Source organism: uncultured Oscillibacter sp., assembly GCF_950073225.1.
In the GTDB taxonomy this organism is placed as follows: domain Bacteria; phylum Bacillota; class Clostridia; order Oscillospirales; family Oscillospiraceae; genus Oscillibacter.
The window spans coordinates 1-22,807 of record NZ_CATMPS010000043.1; the positions used below are offsets into that span (position 1 = coordinate 1).

Annotated in this window: 23 protein-coding genes; 4 read left to right on the forward strand and 19 right to left on the reverse strand. The window is 61.6% G+C overall.

From position 1 onward, the window contains the following. The 18 genes from Q1M04_RS14480 to Q1M04_RS14565 all read right to left on the reverse strand — a co-directional run. On the reverse strand, nucleotides 1-988 hold a 988-nt coding region (locus Q1M04_RS14480; RefSeq protein ID WP_300448436.1), incomplete at its 3' end, for a chemotaxis protein CheC. A gap of 5 nt (nucleotides 989-993) precedes the next feature. Beyond that, a complete protein-coding gene (fliM, locus tag Q1M04_RS14485) occupies nucleotides 994-1,998 on the reverse strand; it encodes a flagellar motor switch protein FliM (protein WP_293278985.1) in 1,005 nt (334 codons plus the stop codon). Nucleotides 1,999-2,050: 52 nt separating this feature from the next. Continuing rightward, nucleotides 2,051-2,848 (reverse strand): flagellar motor protein MotB, encoded by a 798-nt coding sequence (locus Q1M04_RS14490; protein WP_297997683.1) that lies wholly within the window; start codon nucleotides 2,846-2,848, stop codon nucleotides 2,051-2,053. Nucleotides 2,849-2,875: 27 nt separating this feature from the next. Next, on the reverse strand, nucleotides 2,876-3,730 hold the full coding sequence (locus Q1M04_RS14495) for a motility protein A (RefSeq protein ID WP_297997682.1): 855 nt from the start codon (nucleotides 3,728-3,730) through the stop codon (nucleotides 2,876-2,878). A gap of 64 nt (nucleotides 3,731-3,794) precedes the next feature. Next, on the reverse strand, nucleotides 3,795-4,010 hold the full coding sequence (locus tag Q1M04_RS14500; RefSeq protein WP_293278988.1) for a flagellar FlbD family protein: 216 nt from the start codon (nucleotides 4,008-4,010) through the stop codon (nucleotides 3,795-3,797). 113 nt (nucleotides 4,011-4,123) lie between these two features. Continuing rightward, complete coding sequence (locus Q1M04_RS14505) at nucleotides 4,124-5,368, reverse strand: flagellar hook-basal body complex protein (protein WP_297997678.1); 1,245 nt, start codon at nucleotides 5,366-5,368, stop codon at nucleotides 4,124-4,126. 98 nt (nucleotides 5,369-5,466) lie between these two features. Further along, complete coding sequence (locus Q1M04_RS14510; RefSeq protein WP_293278990.1) at nucleotides 5,467-5,835, reverse strand: TIGR02530 family flagellar biosynthesis protein; 369 nt, start codon at nucleotides 5,833-5,835, stop codon at nucleotides 5,467-5,469. A gap of 12 nt (nucleotides 5,836-5,847) precedes the next feature. After that, nucleotides 5,848-6,507, reverse strand: a complete 660-nt coding sequence (locus tag Q1M04_RS14515) for a flagellar hook assembly protein FlgD (protein ID WP_300345955.1) — start codon at nucleotides 6,505-6,507, stop codon at nucleotides 5,848-5,850. A gap of 21 nt (nucleotides 6,508-6,528) precedes the next feature. Further along, the gene (locus Q1M04_RS14520) at nucleotides 6,529-7,653 is read right to left on the reverse strand and encodes a flagellar hook-length control protein FliK (RefSeq protein WP_297997674.1); all 1,125 of its coding nucleotides are present in this window, start codon (nucleotides 7,651-7,653) and stop codon (nucleotides 6,529-6,531) included. A 72-nt stretch (nucleotides 7,654-7,725) separates the two neighbouring features. Next, on the reverse strand, nucleotides 7,726-8,172 hold the full coding sequence (gene fliJ, locus Q1M04_RS14525; RefSeq protein WP_293278995.1) for a flagellar export protein FliJ: 447 nt from the start codon (nucleotides 8,170-8,172) through the stop codon (nucleotides 7,726-7,728). Nucleotides 8,173-8,194: 22 nt separating this feature from the next. Continuing rightward, the gene (fliI, locus tag Q1M04_RS14530) at nucleotides 8,195-9,496 is read right to left on the reverse strand and encodes a flagellar protein export ATPase FliI (RefSeq protein ID WP_293278996.1); all 1,302 of its coding nucleotides are present in this window, start codon (nucleotides 9,494-9,496) and stop codon (nucleotides 8,195-8,197) included. Between the two features lie 11 nt (nucleotides 9,497-9,507). Next, a complete protein-coding gene (locus tag Q1M04_RS14535) occupies nucleotides 9,508-10,419 on the reverse strand; it encodes a FliH/SctL family protein (protein WP_297997671.1) in 912 nt (303 codons plus the stop codon). Then, nucleotides 10,412-11,449, reverse strand: a complete 1,038-nt coding sequence (gene fliG / locus Q1M04_RS14540; protein WP_295756067.1) for a flagellar motor switch protein FliG — start codon at nucleotides 11,447-11,449, stop codon at nucleotides 10,412-10,414. Before fliG ends, Q1M04_RS14535 begins: the two co-directional genes overlap by 8 nt. Beyond that, nucleotides 11,442-13,091, reverse strand: a complete 1,650-nt coding sequence (locus Q1M04_RS14545) for a flagellar M-ring protein FliF C-terminal domain-containing protein (protein WP_297997778.1) — start codon at nucleotides 13,089-13,091, stop codon at nucleotides 11,442-11,444. The genes fliG and Q1M04_RS14545 overlap by 8 nt, the downstream gene beginning before the upstream one ends. A gap of 132 nt (nucleotides 13,092-13,223) precedes the next feature. Continuing rightward, entirely contained in the window at nucleotides 13,224-13,535 is a 312-nt protein-coding gene (locus Q1M04_RS14550) for a flagellar hook-basal body complex protein FliE (RefSeq protein WP_293279875.1), read from the reverse strand. A gap of 45 nt (nucleotides 13,536-13,580) precedes the next feature. After that, nucleotides 13,581-14,039, reverse strand: a complete 459-nt coding sequence (flgC, locus tag Q1M04_RS14555; protein ID WP_293279874.1) for a flagellar basal body rod protein FlgC — start codon at nucleotides 14,037-14,039, stop codon at nucleotides 13,581-13,583. A 175-nt stretch (nucleotides 14,040-14,214) separates the two neighbouring features. Beyond that, nucleotides 14,215-14,601, reverse strand: a complete 387-nt coding sequence (locus tag Q1M04_RS14560) for a flagellar biosynthesis protein FlgB (protein ID WP_293279873.1) — start codon at nucleotides 14,599-14,601, stop codon at nucleotides 14,215-14,217. 132 nt (nucleotides 14,602-14,733) lie between these two features. Next, nucleotides 14,734-14,943: a hypothetical protein gene (locus Q1M04_RS14565; protein ID WP_297997668.1), complete on the reverse strand. Its 210-nt coding sequence runs from the start codon at nucleotides 14,941-14,943 to the stop codon at nucleotides 14,734-14,736. Between the two features lie 292 nt (nucleotides 14,944-15,235). Between Q1M04_RS14565 and Q1M04_RS14570 the strand changes: the two genes are divergently transcribed. Genes Q1M04_RS14570 through Q1M04_RS14580 form a run of 3 tightly spaced genes read left to right on the forward strand, consistent with a single transcriptional unit; the run spans nucleotide 15,236 to nucleotide 20,262 of the window. After that, the gene (locus Q1M04_RS14570; RefSeq protein WP_295756059.1) at nucleotides 15,236-17,329 is read left to right on the forward strand and encodes a diguanylate cyclase; all 2,094 of its coding nucleotides are present in this window, start codon (nucleotides 15,236-15,238) and stop codon (nucleotides 17,327-17,329) included. 15 nt (nucleotides 17,330-17,344) lie between these two features. Further along, a complete protein-coding gene (locus tag Q1M04_RS14575) occupies nucleotides 17,345-17,707 on the forward strand; it encodes an Hpt domain-containing protein (protein ID WP_293279871.1) in 363 nt (120 codons plus the stop codon). After that, nucleotides 17,704-20,262, forward strand: coding sequence for a hybrid sensor histidine kinase/response regulator (locus Q1M04_RS14580; RefSeq protein ID WP_297997665.1), 2,559 nt, complete (start codon nucleotides 17,704-17,706; stop codon nucleotides 20,260-20,262). Before Q1M04_RS14575 ends, Q1M04_RS14580 begins: the two co-directional genes overlap by 4 nt. A 53-nt stretch (nucleotides 20,263-20,315) precedes the next feature. On the opposite strand, the gene Q1M04_RS14585 is transcribed toward Q1M04_RS14580, so the two are convergent. Beyond that, a complete protein-coding gene (locus tag Q1M04_RS14585) occupies nucleotides 20,316-20,816 on the reverse strand; it encodes a hypothetical protein (protein ID WP_297293665.1) in 501 nt (166 codons plus the stop codon). Nucleotides 20,817-21,012: 196 nt separating this feature from the next. On the opposite strand from Q1M04_RS14585, the gene Q1M04_RS14590 reads away from it, so the two are divergent. Then, nucleotides 21,013-22,686 carry a formate--tetrahydrofolate ligase gene (locus tag Q1M04_RS14590; RefSeq protein ID WP_297997662.1) on the forward strand — a complete coding sequence of 558 codons (1,674 nt, stop codon included), beginning with the start codon at nucleotides 21,013-21,015 and terminating at the stop codon, nucleotides 22,684-22,686. The last annotated feature ends 121 nt before the right edge of the window (nucleotides 22,687-22,807 follow it).

Consider the following 22,807-nt stretch of genomic DNA (forward strand, 5'->3'; position numbering starts at 1 on the left):
GAGCCGCGGGAGCCGGCTGGGCCGCCGGGGCGGGCTGAGGCGCGGGAGCCGGGGCAGGCGCGGGAGCGGGTTCGCCGCCGCCCATGCCGGACAGCATGGCCTCGATCTCCTCCTGGCTCATCTTCTTGTTGGAGGCGGGCTCCGGCTCCGGCGCGGGAGCGGGTTCTCCGCCGCCCACGCCCGCCAGCATGGCCTCGATTTCCTCCTGGCTCATCTTCTTGCCGGAGGCGGGCTCCGGTTCCGGCGCGGGAGCGGGTTCGCCACCGCCCATCCCCGCCAGCATGGCCTCGATCTCCTCCTGGCTCATCTTTCCGCCGGAGGAAGCAGGCTCCGCCGCGGGAGCCGGGGCGGGCGCGGGGGCCGGTTCGGGGGCGGCCTCCTCTTCCTCATCGCCGCCCAGGCCCAGGCCCTTCAAAAGCTCCTTGGCCAGCTCCACGCTCATGACGTTCATGAACTCGCTTTCCAGGGCTCCTTCGATTTTGAGGGAGAAGCGGACGATGACAATGGTCTCCGCCCCCTGGGGCAGATGGTTCTCTTTAAAGGCGGTCAGGTCCTCCAGCTCGAAGGGCTGGGGGGTGGAAATGTCCACCTGGTAGCCCAAAAAGTCGCTCATGGCCGTAGCGGCCGCGCCCATCATCTGGTTCATGACCTCGCAGACGGCGCTGATGGTCAGCTCGTTGAGCTCAAACTCCTCGTCCGGCGTTTCCCCGCCCATGAGGATGTCCACAATGACCTTGATGTCGCTGCGCTTGAGCAGCATGATGTTGCTGCCCGCCAGGCCCTCCACGTATTTGATTTCGATGCCCATGGCGGGCTCCAGGTTGCCCAGGGCAAACTCCGCCGTCTGGATGGCCGTGACCTTGGGCGTCGTAATATCGACTCTGTGCTCCAAAAGGTTGGATACCGCGGTGGCAGAGGAGCCAAGGCTGATATTCATCATTTCCCCGAGGGCGTCTATCTCCATCGGGCTAAATAATTTTTTCTCCATTCCGTCTACTCGCTCCTTTGCTCAAGCTGATAGCATACTTCATCTATTTTCACAGCCATGTTTTTCTTATGGGTACCCATCTTTCCGGTGAACCAGTGATAGCCGCCAATCTCCAGATAGATCGGGGATTCCTTGGGCTGCCCAAGGTCGATGACGTCGCCCACGTTTAAGTGGTAGATGTCGCTGAGGGAGAGCTGGGCGCTTGCCAGCTCCGCGATAATCTCCAGCTTGGAGTCCCGCAGCTTGTCGAAAATCTCGTCGGACTTGTCTTCCGCCGCCGTCCGGCGCAGGGGGCTCTCCCGGCTGATTTCCGCGAACACGTTGGTCAGGACCTCTCCCGGCAGGCACACGCTCATCCGGCCCGCCATGTTGGGGAACTGGAGCTTCAAGTCCACAATCACCACCGTCTCGTCCAGGCCGATGACCTGGTTCAGCGTGGGGTTGACCTCGGTGCGGCTGTAGTTGAAGTGGATCGGCACGTAATTCTCCCAGCTCCGATCCATCACCTTCACTGTGTCTCCGGCCAGATCCTCGTAAAGCTTCAGCTCCAGGTCCGTGTAGCTGTAGTCGTCTTGCAGCTCGTCGTCCACGGCGCCCTCGCCGCCCAGCATCCGGTCCATCATGCTCAGGGCCGTGCTGGTGGAGATAAAGAGCATGGCCGGGGTCTCCTGAATCTGTCCTTTCAGCTCCACGTCGATCATGCCCAGCACGTCGCCTTCCGTCAGGGCGTTGGAAAACTCGAAATAGCGCTGTTCCTCGATGCTCTCCACCGTAACTTCGCAGGTGGAGCGCAGGCGGGCGTTCAGCCGGGAGCTGATCACCCGGGAATAGTTGTCAAAAATGCCGTTAAGCATTTTAATGCGGTCTTTGGTAAATTTGCGGGGACTGCTGAAGTCGTATTTCTGATATTTCTTTTCCTGCTTTTCAGCGGACGGCTCCGAATCCTTTTCTCCGCTCCGGACCGCGTTCAGCAAAGCGTCAATTTGCGCTTGCGATAATACGTCTGCCATATCATCCCCCCTATTCTACCTGGATTCCGGCGAACGGCCGCCGGTGGCCCTGTCATGACGTCATCACGATATACTGCTGGATGCCGCCCTGTTCTTCCATCTCGGCCTCGATATCCCGGCCGCTGACGATCATTTCCACCCGGCGGTTCTTCGCCCGGTTCTCGGCGGTATCGTTGGCCGCCACGGGGCGCCACTCGCCGAAGCCCTCGCTGACCAGGCAGCTGGGGGGGACGACGCTGTGCTCCTGAATGTAAATAATGACATTGGCCGCCCGGTTGCTGGAGAGCGTGCGGTCGTTCACCACATTGTTGGGCCCCTGCCCGGCCCGGGCCGTGTGGCCCTGGACCCGGACCTCGTCCAGAGATCCGGCCACGCTGCTGAGCATATCGCTGACCCCGTCCAGGATGGGATATGCCTCCTTGCGGATCACCGCGCTTTCCCCGGCAAAGAAGACGGACTGGCTGAACGTGATGAAGATTTTTCCGCCGTTCTGGCTCACCGTCACCGCGTCCTGGAGGTTTTGCTGCTGGACAAACTGCTGGATCTGCTCAAGGAGCTCCTCCATGTCCTGATCCACCTTCTCCTGCATCTCCTCCATCTCCTCCTGGGTGGGAGCCACGCCGGATTCGCCGTCGTCGGCGCTGGGTCCCGGCACGCCCTCGATGGTGGCCCTTTGGTCAGGAACCGCGCTGGGGTTGAAGCTCTGGACGATGGCCTTCCAGTTGTCCTCGCTGATGGTGGACATAGAATACAACAGCACGAAGAAGCACAGCAGCAGCGTCACCATGTCGCCGTAGGTGTCCATCCAGTTCGCGCCGCCGCCGCCGCTTTTTTTCTTTTTAATTGCCATTGCCGTCTCACCTTACCTTTCGGCCTGTCATTTCGCCTCGCCGCCTCCGGCGCCCTCGCCGCCCATTTCGCGCTGCTTCTGGGACATGTAGGTCAGAAGCCGCTCCCGCAGGGACTTGGGGTTCTCGCCGGCCTGGATGGCCATGACGCCCTCCACGATGATCTGCTTGCAGAGGACCTCCTCGCTGTCCCGCCCCCGGAGAAGCTGGGCCACAGGGCCAAAAATCACGTGGGCCAGCAAGCAGCCGTACAGCGTGGTGATCATGGCGGTGCCCATGCTGGTGCCCAGGGAGTCGGCTCCGCCGTCGCCGCTGAGGTTCATGGACATCAGCATGTTAATCAGGCCCACCAGCGTACCCACCATGCCGAAGGCCGGGGCCACGCTGGACGCCTTGTCGTACAGCGCGGCGGCGTCCTCATGCCGGGCGGACATGCACTCGATGTCGTTTTCCAAAATGCCCCGGACCTTATCCTGGTCGTTGGCATCCACGATGAGCATAATCGCCTGCTTGAAGAAGGGGTCGGTCTGCTCGTTGGCCTTCTCCTCCAGGGACAAAAGGCCGTTCTTACGGGCGATCTGGGCCAGCTCCACCAGCTGGTCAATGTACCCCTTGGGGTCAAACATTTTGTTGTTCAAGATGATCTTGAAGTGCTTGGGCATGGCCTTGAGCATGGACCCGGGGAAGCTGGCGACCACAATGAAGATCGTACACCCGATGGTGATGAAGATAGAGGCCGCGTCGAAGAAGTTCCAGAGGTTGGCCAGCTCGAACGTAATCGGGGGCTTTCCCGCCGCTTTGGGGCCGATGTTGATGCCCATGACGCAGCCCAGCAAGAACACGCCGAACGCGCCGACAATGCCGATGATATAGTTTATATTCATGAAGAAATGCCTCGCTCCCTCGGCCGGGCGCCGGGCCCTGCCTGTGAATTTTATCTATATTCCATCAACGCTTGTCCGATACCGCGATCTCGCGGTGGATATCCTGGACCTTGGCGTTGTACTCCGCGATTTTATGGATGATCTCCTCCACGCTCTCCCGCACCAGGTAGTAGTCGTGGTTCATCATGGTGATTTTGGACTCGGGGATGCACTCGATGTGTTCAATCTGCTGGTGGTTTAACAAAAACTTGTCGTGATTTCTCTTTGTCAAAAGGATCATAAAGACCGCCCTTTCATGCCCCGCCGGGGCCGGAGGCCCCGGCGGGCAACTGTTTTTATTCAGCCGTTTGATAAGCGTTCCGCTCGGTGGTCAAAGCTTAAAAGAAGCCGCTATCAGCGCTTCATGTTCACCAGCTCTTCCAGCATGGAGTCGGTGACGGTGATGATGCGGGTGTTGGCCTGATAGCCGCGCTGGGTGGTGATCAGGGCGGAAATCTCCTCGGCCAGGTCTACGTTGGGCCCCTCCAGGAAGCCTGTCATCATCTTGGTGCCGCCGGTGCCGAGAATCGCGGTGCCCGCGGGGTAAACGGGATTTCCGTCTTCCGCCGGGGTGCCGTCCTCATTGAGCGCTTGGCACATATAGCTGTTGACGTTCGTGATGCCCAGTTCCTTCTGTTTGCCGCCCAGCATGCAGACCCGCAGATCGCCCGCGCCCTCCTGGCACTGGTAGTAGGAGTCGCCCACGTGGGTGACGCCGTTGGGGTTGGAGACGCTGCCGATGGCCAGATATCCGATGATGACCGGCTCGTTTCCCTCCCGGCTGTAGCCGGTGATGGCTCCGCTGCCTTTGTCAATGCTGATGCTGGAGAACTCGGCCAGGTCCAGATCCTTCATTTTGGACTCATCGTCGGTTGCTTCACCTGTAGAGGCGTCGACCCGGTTGGACTTATCCTGGGGCTTCACGGTATCCGTCAGGGGGCCCTTCACCACCGTGTCGCCGGCGTTTTCGCCCTGGTCCACGATGTCGGTGGGATAACGGATTTCATATTTGTAATCGGGCACCGCGATTTCGTTACCGTCATCGTCCTCCTCGATTTTGGTAGTGGGAACCTTCTCCCAGCGGGGCTTGCGGATGGGGACCAGCTGGTCGCTGACAACGGGCTTGCCGTCTTCCATGCCGGTGACCAGGAAGCCGTAGACCGGGTTTCCGTTGCCGTCGCAGAGGTAGCCGTCGGCCTTGAACTGGAAGTCACCCACCCGGGTGAGGGTCAGGGACTTGAGGCTGTTGGGGTCCGTGCCGTCAATGGACTTGGCCACCTCTTTGTCGCCCACCAGGAAGAAGCCGTCGCCGGTCAGGGCGCAGTCCATGGGGCTGCCGGGGTTATAGCTGGTGGAGGACATATTCAGATCGATGCTGCCCACTCTGGAGCCGTAGCCGATCTGGGAGGGGTTGATGCCGCCTATCACTTCGGTGCCGTTGCTTCCGCTGGTGTACATGCTGTACACGCTGTCCCGGAAGACGGTTCTTTGCTTTTTGTATCCTTCGGTGTTGACGTTGGCAACGTTGTTGCCGATTACGGAGAGCTTTTGCATGTGGGTCCGAAGACCCGCAATGGATGCGTACATTGATCCGGTCATAGGGAAATTGAACTCCTTTCGAATCCTTGGCGCCGCCTGGGCCCCGTCAGTCGGACGGAACCCAATGGCCTCCGAACGTCCGGTCCTGCCATCTGTTGTTACAGGAACACGGCGCCGTCGATATTGGTGAATACGCTGTCCTTCATTTCGTCCTGGGTGATGGCCGTGATGACCCGCCCATGGGGGACATTGATAATGAAGGCCTTTTCGGTGTCCATAGCCAGGATGTTCGTCGCGCCCTTGGCCTGGGCCCGCACCATGCTGCCTTTGATCTGGTCGATGAGGTCCGGGGTGATTTCGATGCCCCGCTCCTCTGCCCGGCTCATGGCATGCTTGGAGAATTGGACGTCCTGTCCGGCCCTGGTCAGCTCCGCCTGCAAAGCCATGGCGAAGCCGCCCGCAGCCGTCCGCTTCCCTGCGTCCGGTATCTGCTGGATTTGGCTCTGTCTAGCTACGCGTTCGATCATGGAAGGATCACCTCAGCCTTCGCCTTCTGTGGGTGCGCCGTTCTCCCCATTGTCCGGGGACTCCGTTCCGCCGCCGGGCTGTACGGGCTCGGTGGGCTTATCGGTTTCATCCGGTTTTTCGGTTTCACCGGGTTTGGTGGGGTCGGTGGGCTTATCGGTTTCATCCGGTTTTTCGGTTTCACCGGGTTTGGTGGGGTCGGTGGGCTTATCGCCGTCCACCTTGTCGTCGTCCTCTTCCTCCGGGGGCTCCGGCAGCCGTCCGACGGCCATAATATCGCTGAGGTAGTAGTACTTGTCGTCGATGAAAATCACGGGCTGTCCATCCATCGTGCCGGTGGCGGTAACGGTGCCGACTACCTCCTGGAGCTTTCCTTCCTCGAGTTTGCCCACGGTGACTTCCTTGCCCACCAGGGACGCGGCGTAGTTCATCGTTACGGCGTCGGTCATGTTGACCATGGACTGGATCATCTGCATCTGCACCATTTGGTTCAGCATTTCCGAGGTATCCATGCTGTCGTCGATGCCCTGGTTCGTCATTTGGGTAATCATCAAGGTGATGAAATCCATCATGTCCAGGTCCATGTTGCTGCCTTTTTTCTTGATGGTGATTTCCGTGTCGCCCACTTTATGGGTTCCGTACAGGCTTCCGATATCGCTCATAAAATCGCTCATTGATTCACTCCCTTTCCGCGCTTATTCCCCGTCCAGGGGGATCAGTCCCAGCCGGAGCTGCTGGAGGAAATCCTCGCCGCTCGTCTGCTTGCGGCGCTGCTCCTGCTGTCTTTGCCGGTGCTGCTCCTGCTGCTGCTCATAGAGATCCTGCCGCTGGCTCTCCTCCTGACGGGGGACTTCCACCCGGACCTCCTGCTGGGCCTCCCGGCCGAGCAGCTGCTCCAGACCCGCCGTGTTCTTGGACAGCAGATTCTGGGTTTCCCGGTTCTCGGCGTGCAGCTGGACCACCAGGCCGCCGTCCTTGCTCCAGGTCATCTCCACGGTAACCTTGCCCAGGTTCTCCGGGGTCAGCTGGATTTCCACACGGGTCTCGCCGTTTTGCAGGGCTTCCGCCAGCTTGGGCACGATCTGCTTTTCCACGGGCTCCTGGGTTTCCGCGGCCTTGGGGGCCTCGCCCACCTTTACCGGGACGGCTTTCACGTCCTCAAAAACGGGGGCCTCGGTCTCCATGCCCTGGAATTCGGGGCCCTCCTCCGTGTCGGAGGCTTCCGTCTCCCGGACTTCGTCCTTGCCGGTCTCCACCTTGATTTCCACGGTCCGGCCCTCCGCCTCCTGAGAGGCTTCCGGGGTCTTGATGGTCTGGGGAAGCTCCTCCGCCAGGACCTTCTGGTCCGCCGCCGGGGCCTCGCCCTCCTCCATGGGGGCTTCCAGTACGGGCTGTTCCGCCTCCTGGACCAGGCCGCGTACCTCCGGGGTCAGAAGCGTCTCCGCCGCCAGAGGGGCGATTTCGTCCGCGGCGGCCTCCGCCTGGACCTCCGGCGTCAGGGCCTGCTCCACAGGCACCACCGGATTTTGCAGCATCGCCATGGCCGCCAGGGCCATTTGATCCTCCAGCTCCTTTTGGCCCTTGGGTCCGGCCTGAACCGGAGTCTCCGTTTCCTGGAGCTTTTCCGCGTCCTGGGCCTCCTGGGGTTTTTGCGGAGTCTCCGCCTTCTCCGGCTTCGCGGGCTGCGGCGCGTCCGTCTGCTTTTGCTCCAGCAGCTTCTGGAAGCCGTCCTTCTGGGCGGAGGACTCTCCCTTCTTCGCCGGCGGGGCCGCCTGGGGAAGCTGAGTGTTTGCCAGCAAGGTGCTCATCAATTGTTCCATACGCTTGTTCACCTCCTCATTCATATAGAGTATCTATTTCCAAACGGCGCTCCCGCGCCGCGTGGAACCAAGTTACGAGGCCGCGTGGGCCCGGGTGGAGCTGACGAACTCCTCGATAAACAGCTCCTCGCTTTTGGCCTCCTCCTTGTGATAGGCCTCCAGCTTCTTCTCCTTGAGCTTTTCGATGGAGGAAGTCTCCTTTTTCGCCTCCACCATGGCCTCCCGGCGCTTCTCCGCCTCGGCCTCCAGCTCTTCCAGCCGTTTCGTCTCCCGCTGAATCTCCTGCTCGGCGGCCCGGAGGGCGCTTTGATACATCAGCGCCTCCGTCACCGGCATGCCCTCCAGCGCCCGGTCCCGGTAGTCCTCGTTGCAGTCCCGGTACTCCCGCCAGAGCTTTTCCAGCAGCTCCTCCTGGGCCCGGACCCGGGCCACGGCCTCGGCATGCTCCCCCTGGAGCACGCCCAAGACCTGTTCCTTGTAAGAAAGGACGGTATCCAAAGCGAACTTGAATTTCTTCACCGCGTGTTCTCCTTTGGTTCGGTTAGTTCAGGATTTGTTTCAGCTTTTCGATGCACTGGCTATAGCTGAAGGCCTCGTTGATGTCCTGGGTCAAAAAGGCGTTCACCGCGTCGATTTTGCTCAGGGCGTAGTCCAGGTTCCGGTTGGTTCCCGGCTTATAGGCGCCGATGGCCACCAGGTCCTGGTTCTTTTCGTAGGTGCTCAGGATATCCCGCAGCCGGGAAGCCAGCTGCCGGTGCTCCTGGTCCACGATTTCCACCATCAGCCGGGAAATGCTGGCGGAGACGTCGATGGCCGGATAGTGGTTGCTGTTGGCTAGGGCCCGGGAGAGGACGATGTGCCCGTCCAGGATGCCCCGGACCGTGTCCGCGATGGGCTCGTTGGTGTCGTCTCCCTCCACCAGCACGGTGTACACGCCGGTGATGGAGCCTTTATCGAAATTGCCGCTTCGCTCCAGGAGCTTGGGCATTTCCGCATACATGGAAGGGGTGTAGCCCCGGCTCACCGGCGGTTCGCCGATGGCAAGGCCAATTTCCCGCTGGGCCATGGCGAACCGGGTCAGGGAGTCCATCATAAGAAGGACGTCGTAGCCCTGGTCCCGGAAGTACTCAGCGATGCCCGTGGCCACGCTGGGGCACTTCATCCGCAACATGGCGGGCTGGTCGGAGGTTGCCACCACCAATACGGAGCGGCGCATGCCCTCCTCGCCCAGGTCCTTCTGGACGAATTCCAGAACCTCGCGCCCCCGTTCGCCCACCAGGGCGATGACGTTGATGTCCGCCTTGACATTTTTCGCGATCATGCCCATCAGCGTGGATTTTCCCACGCCGGAGCCCGCGAAGATGCCGATGCGCTGGCCCTTGCCTATGGTAATCATGCCGTCTATGGCTTTAACTCCAAACTCCATCCGCTCCCGGATGGGGGGGCGGCGGAGGGGATTGATATAGGAACCGCCCACGCAGTAGGCGTCGCCGCCCTCGAAGGGGGGCTTGCCGTCTATGGGCTGGCCCATAGCGTTGATGATGCGGCCCCGGAGGAACTCCCCCACCCGCAGCGTCAGCTGCCGCCCGGTGTTTCGGACGAAGTTGCCCGCCGAGATGCCCGCCATGTCGGAATAGGGCATCAGCAGAATGTGGTCGTTCTTGAAGCCCACCACCTCGGCGGTGACCTGCCCGCCGGAATCGCCGTTGTAGATCCGGCAGATGTCGCCGACGGCCGCCCGGCCGCCGCTGGCCTCAATGGACATTCCGACAATATTCTCAATTTTCCCGGTCAGGCTGTAGGTCTCCGCGTTGTAGACCTGACGGATCATTTGCCGGAACATACATACTCCTTCTACACGCCGCCGCTGAAATTCAGGTTGCCGAAGCTGACGCCCTCTTCAACGGGCCCGGCGTCGGACAGCAGGGTTCGGATGTTGTTCATCTGTGTGGCGGCGCTGGCGTCCACAATTTCATCCGGGGTTTCGATGATGCAGGTGCCCGCCTCGTCGTCCGCCATGGGAATGATGCGCACCCGGTCCGAGAGGGCCGAGAGGGCGTTCATCAAAGAGGCGGGGACCTTGGAAAGGTGCTTGGCGTCGCATTCCGCGATATAGATATGGGCCCACTCCCGGCGCTTCCGCTTGTCGATGGCGGTTTGAATCATCCGGCAGATGACCTCGCTGCTGCTTTTCAGGCTGACGCAGACCACCTTTTCCGCAATGGCGATGGCAAGGTCCCGCAGCTCGTCTACGTTGTCTTCCATCTGGCGGTCCAGGGCGGTTCCGGCCCGCTCCAGGAATTTGTCAAAGTCCGCGGCCAGCTCCTCGGCCTGCCTCTGCTGGGCACGCTGGCCCTCTTGAAGGGCCTGTGTGGCCCCCTGGGCCAATCCCTCCGCCCGTCCGGCCTCCAGGCCGCTCTGGCGGGAGGACTCGAAAAGCTCCTGGGCCTTGATCTCCGCTTCCAGCCGGGCCTGGTCCAAAATCGCCTCAGCCCGGCGGTGCGCGTCCGCGATGATCTGCTCCGCCTGGATTTGGGCGAAGCTCACCGGGTCCGGTTCGGGCTCCGGTTCCGGTTCGGGCTCCGGGGCTTCCGCCTCTTCGCCCACCCGGACGTCCACCGCCGGCGGCGCCTCGCCGTCCTCCTCCTCAAGGGGGGGCGGCGGAACCCCGGCGGCCGTTTCCTCCTCCAAAACCAGCTCCTCCGCCTTGGGGAACTGGTAGGGCTCGGCCTTGGGACGCATGATGGATTTCCAAATACTAGGCAATGATATCGTCCTTTCCGCCCTTCAGGATGATGATTTCACCCTTCTCCTCCAGTCCGCGGATGATGCCGACGATGCGCTGCTGGGCCTCTTCCACGTCCTTCATGCGGACGTTGGATGTAATTTCCAAATCGTCCTTGATGCTCTGGGCCATGCGGGAGGACATGTTTGCAAACAGTTTGTTGGCAACCTCCGTGTTGGCGGCCTTGAGGGCCAGCACCAGGTCCCTGGGATCGCAGTCCCGGACAAAGCGCTGCACGGAGCGGTCGTCCATGGTGATGATGTCCTCGAAGACGAACATCCGCTTGCGGATCTCGTCCGCCAGGTCCGGGTCGGACAGGCCGTCGAAGATGTTTTTCTCGCTGGTCCGGTCCAGGTTGTTCATCACGTCGGCCACATAGTCTATGCCGCCGACCTTGATGTTGGTATCCGTCATAATGTTGGAGAACCGGTTGTGCATTTCCGCCTCCACAATCTTGATGGCCGCCGGGGAGACGCTGTCCAGCTTGGCGATGCTCTCCACCACCTGGATCTGCTTTTTCTCCTCCAGCTGGGCCACCACGCCCGCCGCCTTGTCCGCGTCCACATAGGAGAGGACCAGGGCGATGGTCTGGGGCCGTTCGCCCCGCAGGGCGGAGAACAGGGACTTGACGTCCGCCTTGTCCATGAAGGCGAATTCCCGGTTTTTCAGGCTCTTGGTGACCTTGCCCAGGAGCTCCGCCGCCGCCTGCTCGCCATAGGCCTTCTCCAGGACGGCCCTGGCGTATTCCAAGCCGCCCTCGGTGACGGCCTTGTTGGTCAGGCACAGCTGGTAGAACTCGTTGAGAACGTCCTCCGTCTGCTGGGTGCTCAGCACGCCCAGGCGGGCCACCTCCAGGGTGAGCTGCTCGACCTCCTCGTCCTCCATGTACTTATAGACGAGAGACGCCTTCTCGGCTCCCAGGGCGATGATGACCGCCGCCGCCTTCTGGGCGGTGGACAGCTCCACCTGCTTTGCCGCCTGGGGGGCGGCCGCCACTGCCGTCTCAGCCATTGCCGTCGCCCCCTTTCAGCCAAACCTTGATCATCTGGGCCGCAATCTCCGGGTTGTCGCTGACGAACTGGCGAATGTCCTTGCGCAGCTCCATGCTCCGCTCCATCTCCAGGTCCATCACGTCGGCGCCGGTCCCGGGAATCTCGCCGTCCAGGCCCAGGCCGGCCGCCCGCATAAGGGCTTCCGCCTCTTCCCGCTGGCGGGCCTCCTCTTCCTCGCGCTTCTTCCGGTTCTTTCTGCGCAGCAGGAGAATGACGGTCAGCAGAATGATAAACAGCAGCAGCCCGACACCCGCCGCAATCAGCACCCACACGGGTACCGCCGGCGCGGGAGGCGTCACTCCGGGCGCGATGCCCTGATTGGGATCGAAGAAGTTCATGGCCACCACGGAGATCTTGCCGTCCAGGATTTCCTCGCCGGTGACGGGGTCGACCTCTCCCGCGATGCCCGCGGCCCGGGCCGTATGCTGGCGGATGCTCTCCACGTTGAAGTCTTCCGCCGCCCGGGCGTTGATGGAGACCGCCACGGAGCAGTCGGTCATTTTGACCGCCCCGTTGTTGTCGATGTTGATGGTGCTGTGGGTGTTGTCCCAGTCCGTCTGTTTACTGACGTAGAGCCCCGTGTCGTCGTCCCGGACGGTCATTCCGGCCTCCACGGTCTCCCGCAGGTCGCTGTTGACCTCCGTGCCCACCACGCCGTCGACGGTGCCGTCGCCGGGGCGGGAAATCCAGGCCTCGTCCCGCTCGGAGCCCTTGATGCCCTCTCCGTTGGTGGACCCGTTCTGGGCGTACTCGGGGAGGATGGTCTCGTTCCGCACCTCGGTGGTGCGGTCCACTTCCACCTCGCAGGTGACGCCCACCCGGACGTTGTCCTCTCCGAAGAAGGGGCTCAGCACGTTCATGACCTGGGTGCGGATGCGGTTTTCCATAGCCTGCTGGAGCTGCATCTTCAGCGCCGAGACCTCGCCGTTCAAGGCGTCCTCCGTCAAATAGACGTTGCCCAGCTTGTCTGAAATGCTGACGGACTCGATTTTGAGCCCCTGCACGCCGTGAGCCAGCAGATCCCGGATGGCCTCCGCCTGCCCGTCGGTGAGCATCTTGCCCTCCACCATGGTGACGCTGACGGCGGCCGTGGCCTCCACCACGTTGCCGCTGTCCAGTATGTAGGCCCGGTTCTCTCCCGGTGTAATGAACACGTCCGCGTCCATCACGTCGGGGAAGTTGCGGATGGTGGCCGCCATGCTGTCCTGCAAATCCTGGAGCTTGGCGTATACCCGTTCCTCATTGGTGGAGAACGCGTTCATGTTCTCCATGTAGTAGTTTCCGGTCTGGTTCAGGTTCGCCATGAGGATGCGGGCCTTCAGCGCCGCCTCCTGCCCGGCGGGGACCATGACGGTGTTCCCGTCCTCCACCCGGTAATTCGTGACGCCCTGCTCGCTCAGGAAGGTCAGGATCTTGGACGCCTCGTCGTCACTCACCTGGGTGACCAGCACGGCGTAATCCTGCTTGTTCAGCGTCAAAGCGATGGCGGCGACCACAATCAGGGCCACCAGTACAGCGGCGATGACGAGCCATACCTTTTTCGATACTTTTTTCAGGCGTTCCCCCGTCTTGCTCAGAAACGCCCTGGCCTTTTCCTTCACGTCGTTCAACCGCTGTCACCTCCTTCTCTCCGCCGCGCCGCGGCGTCCTGTAGACATGTATAGACATGATTTATGCTGCCCTGGTCCTGGGGGCCGGGCAGCACGGGGGACTCCCCCGCCCGCCGGCCGCGCTTACAGGCTCATTCTGGTCAGCTCGGAATAGGCGTCCTGGGCCTTGTTCCGGAGCTGAATCAAAAAATCAACTGCCATCGCGCTTTTCGTGCCGGCGATCATCGCCATAGCGGGATTGTCCAGCTGGCCGGTGGCCAGCAGATATTGCGCTTCTCTCGCTTCCGCGTCCGTCTCTTTGACATTGTCAATGGCGGAGCGGAAAATCGTGCCGAAAATGCTCCCCTCCACGGAGGAGGAAGCGTCCTTGCCTTTTTGTTCTTTACCCGCGTTCAGCGGAGCCAGCGGGGTCAGCTTTTCCATCGGCGTCAGCATAACGGGAACCATCTCCTCTCTAAAACTCTCTGCGGCCCCTCACCGTCACTTGCCGATCTGGAGCGCGTCCGTCACCACGGTTTTCATGGTGTTGAACATGGTGACGTTGGAGCTGAAGGCCTGGGTGGCGGCCATGGCGTCGGCGATTTCCTTTACCATGTCCACATTGGGCATTTCCACATACCCGTCCTCGTTGGCGTCGGGGTGGGTGGGGTCATAGACCAGCTTCATGGGGGACGGGTCCTCCACAATCTGGGCCACCCGCACGCCGCCGGGAACCTGGTTGTTCGGCACCATGCCGGAGGAGGCCCGGGCCATGGCCCGGCGGAAGCCGTCCCGGCCGGTTTCGGCCTCGAAAACCACCATCTTCCTCCGGTAGGCCCCTTCGCCCTCTTCCACCCGGGTGGTGGTGGAGTTGGTCACGTTCTCCCCCACGATGTCCAGCCGCAGCTGCTGGGCCGTCATGCCGGAGGCCACAATGTTCATCGAACTCAAAAATGCCATAGGTCAAATTCTCCTCTGCTGTTCCATTCCCCGCCGGGCGTGTCCCGGCAGTCCTGTGCGGGGCCGGAGAATCCGGTCCCGTAATCGTTTGCTCTGCCTTCCGGCAGTCCTTATTCAGCAATGTGAAGCGAAAAAGCATCCGGCGGGAACTCCCGCCCGGATCGCCGCCGTTTCCTCACTGGCCCCGGATGGCGGTGCGCAGCGTGGTCAGTCCCGAGTTGATGGAGCTCATTACATAGCGCATCTGATAGGCGTTGCGGATGGCCTCCGACATTTGGGCGGTAACGTTGACGCCGTTGTCGTCCATCCGGGTCTGAACCGCCTGCTCCGTCACGCGGAAGGAGCTCCCCTCCAGCACTTCGCGCATCGACTTCACCGGAGCGGCCCCCCGGGAAGCCTGAAGCAGCTTGCTTTTCAGGCTCTCCTCAAACGTAACGATTTTCTCCCGGTAGCCGGGCGTTTCCGCGTTGGAAACGTTGTCCGCGATGGCGCTTTGTTTCGCCCACAGGTAGCCCAGGGACTTTTCCAGCATCAAAGAGGAGTTGCTCGACAGGAAATCCATGTGGTCTCACCCTCCAGTCATATCCCGTTTTTGGAAAAACGGCCCGAACCCGCCCCTTTCCTCCGGGCAAGACAAACGCGCGGGTTGTCGCCAAGGCGCGCGTTTTCCGGTTCGTATAAATGGCCCTCCATCCTATTCGGCGGAACGCCGTTTCATTCCGCCCGGCCCATGTCGTTTCTCCATTTTACATGTGCGTTTTGCAACACTAATTTCCGCCTGCTTTAACAGGCAACCCTCATTATGAACTATTCTCCCAAAAAAATCAAGTACTTTTTTGCCGGGCACATCTTCCATTTTTAACAAAATCTCAACGATTTTCTCTAGTTTTGCCGCCTTCTCCAAAAATCCCCGCCTTTGTTGCGCCCCCTTTGGCGTCCCTTGACGGCTCTGACAATTTTTTGCCTCTTTTTTGTCATTATTTGTAGAAAACGCCGGTTTGCTTCCAAATAATAGAAGTGTCAAAATGACGGGGCAAGTACGTTTCTTTCCCCTTGGTTCCCCTCGGTTCGTTCTTGCTATTTTCAATTTTCTGTGGTAGAATCAGCATATTGTAACATGGCTGTTTTATGTCCCCTTCTTTTAGGGGGATCCGCCGCCGGCGGACAGGAACCCGAGGACAAGGAAGTGATCCCTTTTGAGTACGGAACAAAAGCAGAAAATTTTGATCGTGGACGACTCGGAGCTCAACCGCGCCATCCTGGCCGACATGCTGGACGACGAGTATGAGATCATCGAGGCCGAGGACGGACTGCAGGGCGTGGGCCTGCTCCAGCAGCGGGGGAGTGAAATTTCCCTGGTTCTCCTGGACATCGTCATGCCTCAGATGGACGGCTTCGGCGTCCTGGAGGTCATGGCCCAAAACCATTGGATCGAGGACATCCCCGTCATCATGATCTCCGCCGAGACCGGCTCCAGCCACATTGAGCGGGCCTATGAGCTGGGCGTCACCGATTTTATTTCCCGGCCCTTCGACGCGCTGATCGTCCACCGCCGGGTGGTCAATACCATCATGCTTTACGCCAAGCAAAAGCGCCTGGCCAACATGGTGGCGGATCAAATTTATGAAAACGAGCAGCGCAGCAGCCTGCTCATCGACATCCTCAGCCACATCGTGGAGTTCCGAAACGGCGAAAGCGGCCTCCACGTCCTCAACGTCCGCACCCTGACGGAGCTGATGCTGAACCACCTGGTCCAGAAGACGGAGCGCTACCAGCTCTCCCCCTCGGACATCTCCATGATCTGCACGGCCTCGGCCCTGCACGACATTGGAAAGATCTCCATCGACGAAAAGATCCTCAACAAGCCCGGCCGCTTCACCGACGAGGAATTCGCCGTCATGAAAACCCACTCCATGGCCGGGGCGGAAATGCTGGAAAACCTCCCCATCCACCAGGACGACCCGCTGGTGAAGGTGGCCTACGACATCTGCCGCTGGCATCACGAGCGCTGGGACGGCCGGGGCTATCCCGACGGGCTCCTGGGAGACGAGATTCCCATTGCCGCCCAGATTGTGGCCCTGGCGGACGTGTACGACGCCCTGACCTCCAAGCGGTGCTATAAGGATTCCTTCTCCCACGAGAAAGCGGTGGACATGATTCTGGCGGGCCAGTGCGGCGCCTTCAACCCCCTGCTGCTGGACTGCCTGCGGGAGCTGTCCCCGGATCTGCCCGCGCTGATGAGCGGCAGCAACTCCGTGGCCCAGCGGGACCGCCGGGAGATGCGCAACGTGGCCCAGGAGATCCGCCGCCATGAGGAGCTCACCGCCTCCGAGCGGACCCTTCAGCTTCTGGAGCACGAGCGGATGAAGTACAGCTTCTTCGCCGACATGAGCAAGGAGATCCAATTCGAGTTCACCGTCTCCCCGCCCATGATCACCCTTTCCAACTGGGGCGCGGAGCACCTGGGGCTGGAGGAAATCATCATGGACCCCTTCCACCAGCCGGACACGATGAACGTCATGGATCCCGCAGATACCCAAAACCTCGCCGACGCCCTGCGCAGCACCAGCCCGGACCTGCCGGTGGTGACCTACGACTGCAAGCTGAACTACAAGGGCGCCTGGCGCTGGACCCAGATTGTGGCCCGGGCCACCTGGTCCAGCGACGAGCCCCCCCGCTATACCGGCGCCATCGGAAAGGCCATCGACATCCACGACTCCCGGATGAAGCTGAACGCCCTGGAGCGCATGGCCTCCCACGACGCCCTCACCGGCCTTTTAAACCACGCCTACGCCAAAAAGCGCATCCTCGAGCGCATTGAGACCCGCCCCACCGCGTCCTACGCCTTGGTCATCTTCGACCTGGACCACTTCAAGTCCGCCAACGACACCTACGGCCACTCCTTCGGGGACCAGGTGCTGGTCCACCTGGCGGAGAAGCTCCGCCAGTGCATCCGGGGCGGCGACATCGCCGCCCGGGTGGGCGGGGACGAGTTCCTCATTTTCTTGGAGTATAAGGATGACGTGGACGCCGTTCTCTCCCGCATCTTCCAGTCTCTCTGCGGCCGGTTTGAGCAGTTCCCCCTCTCCGTCAGCATGGGCGCGGCCCTGACGGCCACGGTCCCCGGCGGCTACGACGCCCTGTTCCACGCGGCGGACGCGGCCCTCTACACCGTCAAGCGGGGCGGACGGGGCCAGTACCGTTTTTATGACGAGTCCATGCGCGACACCCTCTCCGTCATCTCCCCCATCGAGGACGGGCAGGACCCGGGGGAAGACGTTTTAAAATAAAGGAGGAGCATCCACATGACCTTACAGGAGTGCTACGCCGCCATGGGCGGCAACTATGACGACGCCATCGGCCGCCTGCGCAGCGAACGGCTGGTCCAGAAATTCGTTTTGAAATTTTTGAGCGACGGCAGCTATGAGCTCCTCTGCCGCTCTTTGGAGGAGAAGAATTACGAGGAGGCCTTCCGGGCCGCCCACACCATCAAAGGCGTGTGCCAGAACCTGAGCATCGACAAGCTCCAGGCGTCCAGCAGCCGCCTCTGCGAATCTCTGCGGAACGGCTACACGCCGGAGTCCGACGCTCTGGCGGAGGAGGTGCGGGCGGATTACAGCCAGACCGCAGCCGCCATTGAAGCCTTCCAGAAAGAGAGCGCGGGATGAAAAAGCTTCTCAACAGCGCCACCCGCTTCCTCACCGTCAGCCTGGCGCTGATTCTCCTGCTGACGGTGTGCATCTTCTCCTTCCTGGCCTTTTTCATGAGCCGGAAAAGCGCCGAGACCATCAGCGCCGTGGGCACCACCTACATGACCGGCATGGGGGAAAAGGTCACCCAGCACTTCGCCACCACCATCGAGCTGCGTTTGTCCCAGGTGGACTCCCTGGTGGGGAGCATTCCCCCGGACAGCGCCTCCCCCTCCTCCCTGCGGGCGGAGCTGGCCCGCAACGCCAAGGCCCGGGACTTCGCGGCCCTGGCCTTCTACTCTCCCACCGGCGCGTTCGACATGATCTACGGCGACGAGCCCGTCCTGGCGGACCCGGACTCCTTCCTGGCCTCCATGAACAACGGGGACAAAAAGGTGGCCGTGGCCTCCATTGCCACAGGGCAGAAGGACGTGCTCCTGGGCGTCTCCGCCGAATACCTGATGGCGGACGGGACGACCTCCACCGCCCTGGTGGCCAGCCTCCCCGCCGACTACATCGCCGACACCCTCTCCCTGTACAGCGAGAACTCCCTGGTCTATTCCCACATCATCCGCCGGGACGGGTCCTTCGTCATCCGCAGCGGCGACGCCTTCCGGGAAAACTACTTCAACCGCATCCAGGCCCTCTTCGAGGAGCAGGGGGAAAGCGGGGAGCAGTACATCCGGGAGCTGGAGGCCGCCATGGATAAAGGCGAGGATTACTCCGCCCTCATGGTCTTCGGCAGCGAGCGGCGGCACCTGCAGTGCAACAAGCTGCCCTACTCCGAGTGGTACCTGGTGACGGTGCTGCCCTACGGCGAGCTGGACCAGGCCGTCAGCGACCTCAGCCACGCCTGGCTGTACCTGGTTTTCCTGGGCTGCGCCGTGGTGCTGCTGGCCCTGCTGCTGGTGTTCTGGCAGTATTTCCGGCTTCTCCGGGAGCAGATGGTGGAGCTGGAGGCCGCCCGGAAGGAGGCCGTCCACGCCAACAAAGCCAAGAGCGAATTCCTCTCCAACATGTCCCACGACATCCGGACCCCCATGAACGCCATTGTGGGCATGACGGCCATCGCCACCGCCAACATTGACGACAAGCAGCAGGTGCAAAACTGCCTGAAAAAAATCACCCTCTCCAGCCGCCACCTCCTGGGCCTTATCAACGACGTGCTGGACATGAGCAAAATCGAAAGCGGCAAGCTGACGCTGAACATGGACCAGATCTCCCTCCGGGAGGTGATGGACAGCATCGTCAGCATCGTCCAGCCCCAGGTCCGCTCCAAGCACCAGCAGTTTGACGTGTTCATCCACGACATCTCCACGGAGAATGTCTGCTGCGACAGCGTGCGGCTGAACCAGGTCCTTCTAAACATCCTGGGCAACGCCCTGAAATTCACCCCCGATGGCGGACTCATCCAGGTCTCCCTCTACGAGGAGGAATCTCCCAAGGGAGAGGGCTACGTCCGGACCCACATCGTGGTCAAGGACAACGGCATCGGCATGACCCCGGAGTTCAAGGCCAAGATCTTCGAGTCCTTCGTCCGGGAGGACAGCGCCCGGGTCCGCCGGACCGAGGGCTCCGGCCTGGGCATGGCCATCACGAAATACATTGTGGACACCATGGGCGGCACCATCGAGGTGGAAAGCGAGCTGGGCAAGGGCAGCGAGTTCCACGTCACCCTGGACCTCCAGCGGGCCGAGACCCCGGAGGAGGAGATGATCCTCCCCGAGTGGAACATCCTGGTGGTGGACGACGACCGGCAGCTGTGCGAGAGCACCGCCGCCTCCCTGAAATCCATCGGCGTGAAGGCCGACTGGACTTTGAACGCGGAGGGCGCCCTGGAGATGCTGGACCGGCGGGCCAAGGCCCGGGACCACTACCACATCATCCTCCTGGACTGGAAGCTGCCGGACATGGACGGCATCAGCGCTGCCAAGGAGATCCGCCGCCGCTTCGGCGACGAGACTCCCATCATGCTGATCTCCGCCTACGACTGGAGCGAAATCGAGTCGGAGGCCAAGCAGGCGGGCATCACCGGCTTCATTTCCAAGCCCCTGTTCCGCTCCACCCTCTTCTATGGGCTCAAGCCCTTTATCAACGACGCCAGCGCCGCCGCCGAACAGCTCCATGAGGAGAAATACGCCGACTTCACCGGCCGCCACATCCTCCTGGCGGAGGACAACGACCTGAACTGGGAGATTGCCAACGAGCTTTTGTCCGACCTGGGGATGGAGCTGGACTGGGCGGAAAACGGCCGCATCTGCGTGGACAAGTTCGAGGCGTCCCCCGTGGGCTTCTACGACGCGGTGCTGATGGACCTCCGGATGCCGGTGATGACGGGCTACGAGGCCACGGAGGCCATCCGTAAGCTGGACAGGCCCGACAAAGACATTCCCATCATTGCCATGACCGCCGACGCGTTCTCGGAGGACATCAAAAAATGCCTGGACGCGGGCATGAACGCCCACGTCGCCAAACCCATCGACATCCGGGAGGTCTCCCGGCTGCTGGAAAAATTCATTCACGAGCGCCGCTGACGCGGCAAAAAGGCGGCGGGGAAGCTTCCCCGCCGCCTTGGCGTTTTCTCTGTTCAGCACTCCGCGGTTTCTCCGGCGGTTTCCGCGGCCTCCGTGGAATCCGCCGTCTCTCCGCCGGAGCCGTCCTCCTCCTCTTCCTCCAGAACAGATTCCCACTCCTTGGGTTTCTCCTTGGGCACCCGGCAGGCCAGGGCCAGCTTGTACCCCTCCGGGTCAGCCTCCATCAAAAACTGCTCGTCCTGGGGCGGCACCTTGTCGCCCTTTATGATGCGGGAGGCGATCTTCCGGCACTTCTCCATAACGTCCAGGGACTTGGAGAGCATTTCCAGCTCCCCGTTCTTCTGCCGTTTGGCCTCCAGCCGCTTCCGCTCCTCCTCCATGCTCTGCCGGTCCATCTCCCGGAGGAAGGCCAGCGCCGCCTGGGACCAGTCGGCCTTGTCGCTTCCCGTCCGTTTGGGGGCCGCCCCCGTTCCGGCGGGCTGCTTCTCCGCCCGGGGTTCGTTCTTCACGGCCTGCGCGGCCCGCCGCTGCCGTCCGTTCACGCTGAGCTCCATGGTCCGCCCTCCCTTGCCTTATCTCAATTATCCGTCCCGCCCTTCAGCTTCTTATGTCAACGATAACATAGAATCCGAAGAAAAACAATCCCTTTTCCTTGTGAAATCTTCCACTTCCCTTTCCCTTCTGAGTATGATATCATCTTCCTGTCTAAAATAAGTCATACCTTTTTATTTCACAAAGGAGGGCCCCGCCATGCACGTTCCGTCCGACATTGAGATCGCCCAGTCCTGCCAGATGCGCCCCATCGGGGAGATTGCCGCCGCCGCCGGGGTGGACCCCCAATACCTGGAACTCTATGGAAACTACAAGGCCAAGGTGGACCCCCGCCTCCTCCGGGAGAGCCGGCGGGGCGACGGGAAGCTGATTCTCGTCACCGCCATCAACCCCACCCCCGCCGGGGAGGGGAAAACCACCACCACCGTGGGCCTGGCCGACGCCCTCCGCCGCCTGGGAAAGAGCGTCCTGGTGGCCCTGCGGGAGCCCTCCCTGGGCCCCGTTTTCGGCGTGAAGGGCGGCGCGGCCGGGGGAGGCTATGCCCAGGTGGTGCCCATGGAGGACATCAACCTCCACTTCACCGGGGACTTCCACGCCATCGGCGCGGCCAACAACCTCTGCGCCGCCATGCTGGACAACCACATCCAGCAGGGGAACCCCCTGGGAATCGACGTGAAGAAAATCACCTGGAAGCGCTGCGTGGACATGAACGACCGGCAGCTTCGCAATATTGTGGACGGCCTGGGGGGCCGGATGCAGGGCGTCCCCCGGGAGGACGGCTTTGACATCACGGTAGCCAGCGAGATTATGGCGGTGCTGTGCCTTTCCAGCGGCATTCTGGACCTGAAAGAGCGCCTTGGCCGGATGGTGGTGGCCTACACCTGCGACGGCAAGCCCGTCACCGCCCACGACCTGAAAGCCGAGGGGGCCATGGCGGCCCTCTTAAAGGACGCCCTCAAGCCCAACCTGATCCAGACTCTGGAGGGCACCCCCGCCTTTATCCACGGCGGGCCCTTCGCCAACATCGCCCACGGCTGCAACTCCGTCATGGCCACGCGGCTGGCCATGCGCCTGGCGGACTACGCCGTCACGGAGGCGGGCTTCGGCGCGGACCTGGGGGCGGAGAAGTTCCTGGACATCAAGTGCCGCCTGGCGGGGCTCAAGCCCTCCGCCGTGGTGGTGGTGGCTACCGTCCGGGCGCTGAAAAACCACGGCGGCGTCCCCAAGGCGGAGCTGAACGCCGAGAATCTGGAGGCCCTGGAGAAGGGGCTTCCCAACCTCCTCCAGCATGTGGACAACATCAAAAACGTCTACGGCCTGCCCTGTGTCGTTGCCATCAACGCCTTCCCCACGGACACCGCCGCCGAGCTGAAGCTGGTGGAGGACAAGTGCCGGGCCCTGGGCGTGAACGCGGCCCTCAGCGAGGTCTGGGCCAAGGGCGGCGAGGGCGGCACGCTTCTTGCCGAAGAGGTCCTGCGCCTCTGCGATGAGCCCAATGACTTCCGCTTTGCCTATGATACCGAGGACACGATTGAAAACAAAATCAACGCCATCGCGAAAAAGGTCTACCACGCCGGCGGGGCCGTCCTGACCCCCGCCGCCAAGAAGCAGCTCGCGGAGCTGGAGGCTCTGGGCTTCGGCAAGCTCCCTGTCTGCATGGCAAAGACTCAGTACAGCTTTTCCGACGACCCGGCCCTGCTGGGGGCTCCCAAGGGCTTCACCATTACGGTGCGGAACCTGAAGGTAAGCGCCGGGGCGGGCTTCCTGGTGGCCCTGACCGGGGACATCATGACCATGCCGGGCCTGCCCAAGGTCCCCGCCGCCGAGAAGATCGACGTGGACGAGAACGGCAAAATCACCGGCCTATTCTAAGGAAACGCTGATTTAATCCCCCGAAATGATAAAAGATGTGATAAAATAAGGGAAAGGGGGCGCGGAGTATGAAACAGGAAAGTTTTAGCGATATGGAATATAGATGCCGGAAAAAGAAAAC